The sequence below is a fragment of the Pseudomonas sp. 05N434 genome, assembly GCF_056396965.1.
On the sequence record NZ_JBFTMK010000544.1, the window covers coordinates 1 to 3,393 of the forward strand.

Consider the following 3,393-nt stretch of genomic DNA (forward strand, 5'->3'; position numbering starts at 1 on the left):
AACCTGGCGTCCGCTGGGTAGCTCTGGAGATTCTTTCGTCGTGTCTGCGGTCCGCATGCAGGATGACTGGTACGCTCTCAACCGGCTGGGGCAGCCGTGGGGAAAGAAACTCAAAAACTTCGACTTGAGTTTCAAGTCCTACGTTCGCAAGAAACTCCTGCCGGATAGCTTCGTCTCCGCCTATGTCAAAAGAAGCTTACCGATCGCCCAGACAAAAATTGACACCGCACTGCATCAACTGGTGGCGAACAGTGCTGATTTCGAAGTAAAAGCAGTAATAAAGTATTTCTTCGGCAACAGTTCCGCTCAAACTGTTGAGCACCTGACCGAAGCATTACGCAAAATGAAAAAAGACCTCAATCACATCTCCCTGAAGAACATAGATATTGTAAAAAAACCTTCGGACGGCGCGCTGGCGGCAATGCTTCCCGAGACCTTCGCGCGATGGAAAGCAGCGAATTACCCTGCCGATTCAGTTAACAGTCGATTCATTAAGATCTACTCGGACAATATGACTGACTTTTTCCAAAAGGAAAGGTTCGACAGAGGACGGATCGCTGATGGCGTGGTGCATGAGATGTCTCATGGCTCACAACGTACGATTGACCTGATGTATGGCAACCCGGATCCCGCATTTGGTAAGGCCGGCGATGTCGATGTGACTCAGTTGATGAATCTGGCGAAGCATCCGGAAGGATTAGATCCTTTCACATTGCGGGATGCCGATCACAAGGGGTTCCGTGAGTTTAACCAGCTTAAAAAAGACTTGCCCAAGATCGTTGCCGAGGCTCCTGCACTCCTGAACGCCGACTCTTACGCCCTGGCTATTGGCTTGCTGAATCAACGATCGGCCAATTACCCGCGCTTTCTCGAAAACCTGGGCCGGATGAGGAGCAAGTTCGACACCGCAACCGGTAAGCACATCACGGAGGCTGTGATCATTAATCTGTCTACACTCGCCTAGATGCTTGGGACAGAAAATCTCTGTCAACAGGGGCGCTGACCTCCCGTCGACTCAAGTAAACGGCCGCAAACTCACAGGAATCGCCTCCTGTGGTTTAATTGCGGCCTTTTCTTCGTCCCTCCTCGCCTACACCAAGGAACACTGTCATGAGTCAGCTCAACGCAACCAAAGTCCTGGTCATTGGTTACGTCTGGCCCGAGCCCCGTTCTTCAGCGGCCGGTGGGCACGTCATGCAAATCCTTGAGACATTCTTGCAGCAAGGCTGGGACGTCACCTTCAGTAGCCCGGCCGGCACCGGCGAACATCGGGCTGATCTGACGGCGTTGGGCATTCGTGAAATTCCGATTGAATTGAACAACAGCAGTTTCGACGACTTCGTCAGTGAACTTGCTCCGGACATAGTGCTGTTCGATCAGTTCATGATGGAGGAGCAGTTTGGCTGGCGGGTCGAAAAATACTGTCCCGATGCCCTGCGTGTCCTCGAGACATCGGATCTGCAAAGCTTGCGGCACGCCCGGCATCAGCGCCTCAAGGATCGCTTGAAGGTCAATGACGACAATAATGATTTCAGCGACTTGTTCGCGCCGGCGTTGCGCGAAGAGTTCGAACTGATGGCTGATACCGATCTCGCCAAACGGGAGATTGCTGCGCTGTACCGTTGCGACTTGAACCTGATGATCTCTGAAGTGGAGATCGAATTGCTGGTCGAGCAGTTCAAGCTGCCGCGCAACTTGTTGCACTGGTGTCCGCTGATGGTCGAACCTGAGCTCGTGCCGCCGACAGCCTTTGAAGATCGGGCGCACTTTCTCAGCATCGGCAATTTTCGACATGCGCCGAACTGGGATGCGGTGCTCTGGATGAAAACAGCTATCTGGCCGTTGATCCGCGAGCAACTGCCCACGGCTCAGTTGCATATCTACGGCGCTTATACCCCCCCCAAAGCTACCGCGTTGCACAACCCGGCCCAGGGCTTTCATGTCATGAACTGGGCAGAAGATGCTTTGCAAGTGATGTCGGCGGCACGCATTTGTCTGGCGCCTCTACGCTTCGGTGCCGGTATCAAAGGCAAGATCGTCGACGCCATGTTATGTGGCACCCCCACGGTGACGACGCCCATCGGCGCCGAAGCCATGCATGGCAATCATCCCTGGCCTGGGACCGTGGCCCGCACGGCACGGGAACTGGCTGACTGTGCGGTGCGGCTGTATAAGGATGAAGCGCTTTGGGCGCAGGCCCAATCCCACGGACAGAGGTTACTGGCCGATCGATATAAAATGTCGGAACATGGCCCGGCGTTGATCAAGAAGTTGTTGCACTGCCAACAGCACTTGACTCAACTTAGACGCGATAATTTTACCGGTAGTATGTTGCGTCATCACCACCATAAAAGTACGCAATACATGGCGCAATGGATTGAGGCGAAAAACCGAAACCCTGCCTAAGTTACGCACAACCAAATACACATATCTTGCATTATCACAACGATTGATCGCCCCGCTCTTTCCCTTTATAAATTATTGACCGAAGTGAGTAACAGCCACTCACTTCGGCCAACCGATAACACCTATCAAACTATGCAAGGAAGCATTAAATGGACAATACTGTTCAGAACAACTACGTACTTAGAAACTGGATGGCCAGCACGCCGGCAATCGATACACTGTCGCTCAATGAGTTGACACTGCCAGGCACCCATAACGCCGGAAGCGACTGGAAAGCCACTTGGCTGCAAGGCCCGGGAGCCCATTGGCTGGCCTGTCAGCATAAATCGTTTTATTCCCAGCTACACAACGGTTCCCGCGCGCTGGATATTCGCCTGACTTACGACGCCCGCGCGCCGGGACTTGGAAAATTTCGCTGTCATCATAACAATTATCGCAATGACCGAACCCTGGGCCAACTTGTAACCGATGTAGAAAAATTCCTCCAGGAAAACCCCAATGAATTCATCATCCTGGACTTTCACGATCTGAGCGGAAGCACGTTTGACTTCGCTTATTTTAATGACATGATGATCCACTTTCTCGGTCATCGGATCATTCCCAGCAAAAACCGGTCGCTGAGTCTGCGTCAACTCAAACAAATCAGTTCTTTGCAAAGAATACTGGTCGCAGCCCCCAGGAACAGAGCCCTTGATCAAAACCTATTCATTGAACAGATCGAGCACAAATGGTCTGGAAACGGCCTCACCAGTGCCTCCGAGTTGGAGCAGCACATTATAAAAGTGCTGAAATTCCCGCCAGGCACATGGGCCCCATGGTCCCTGTCCGCGACCAGTTATAGCGCTCTCGGTGGTCCGGTAGATATTCACGATGAGCTTAATTCGTGGTTTGACCCGAATAAAAGCGACTGGGCAACACGGTGCAACATTATCAATGTCGACTTCATTGAAGAAAGCAACATCGTTTCGTATTGCCTGACCGCAAACC

At 52.3% G+C, this 3,393-nt stretch carries 3 protein-coding genes; all 3 read left to right on the forward strand.

Translation table 11 applies throughout. The features are described from left to right. Nucleotides 1–964 (forward strand): M35 family metalloendopeptidase (locus tag AC1DLB_RS25430; protein ID WP_477785866.1); only part of this gene is annotated, 964 nt, incomplete at its 5' end. A 146-nt stretch (nt 965–1,110) separates the two neighbouring features. Further along, nucleotides 1,111–2,406 (forward strand): glycosyltransferase, encoded by a 1,296-nt coding sequence (locus AC1DLB_RS25435; protein WP_064618045.1) that lies wholly within the window; start codon nt 1,111–1,113, stop codon nt 2,404–2,406. 149 nt (nt 2,407–2,555) lie between these two features. Beyond that, a partial coding sequence (locus AC1DLB_RS25440) for a phosphatidylinositol-specific phospholipase C domain-containing protein (RefSeq protein ID WP_477785867.1) occupies nt 2,556–3,393 on the forward strand: 838 nt, incomplete at its 3' end.

Bases quoted from the DNA above. Each gene is read 5' to 3' on its own strand.
- AC1DLB_RS25435 (WP_064618045.1), top strand. From the start codon at position 1,111: ATGAGTCAGCTCAACGCAACCAAAGTCCTGGTCATTGGTTACGTCTGG.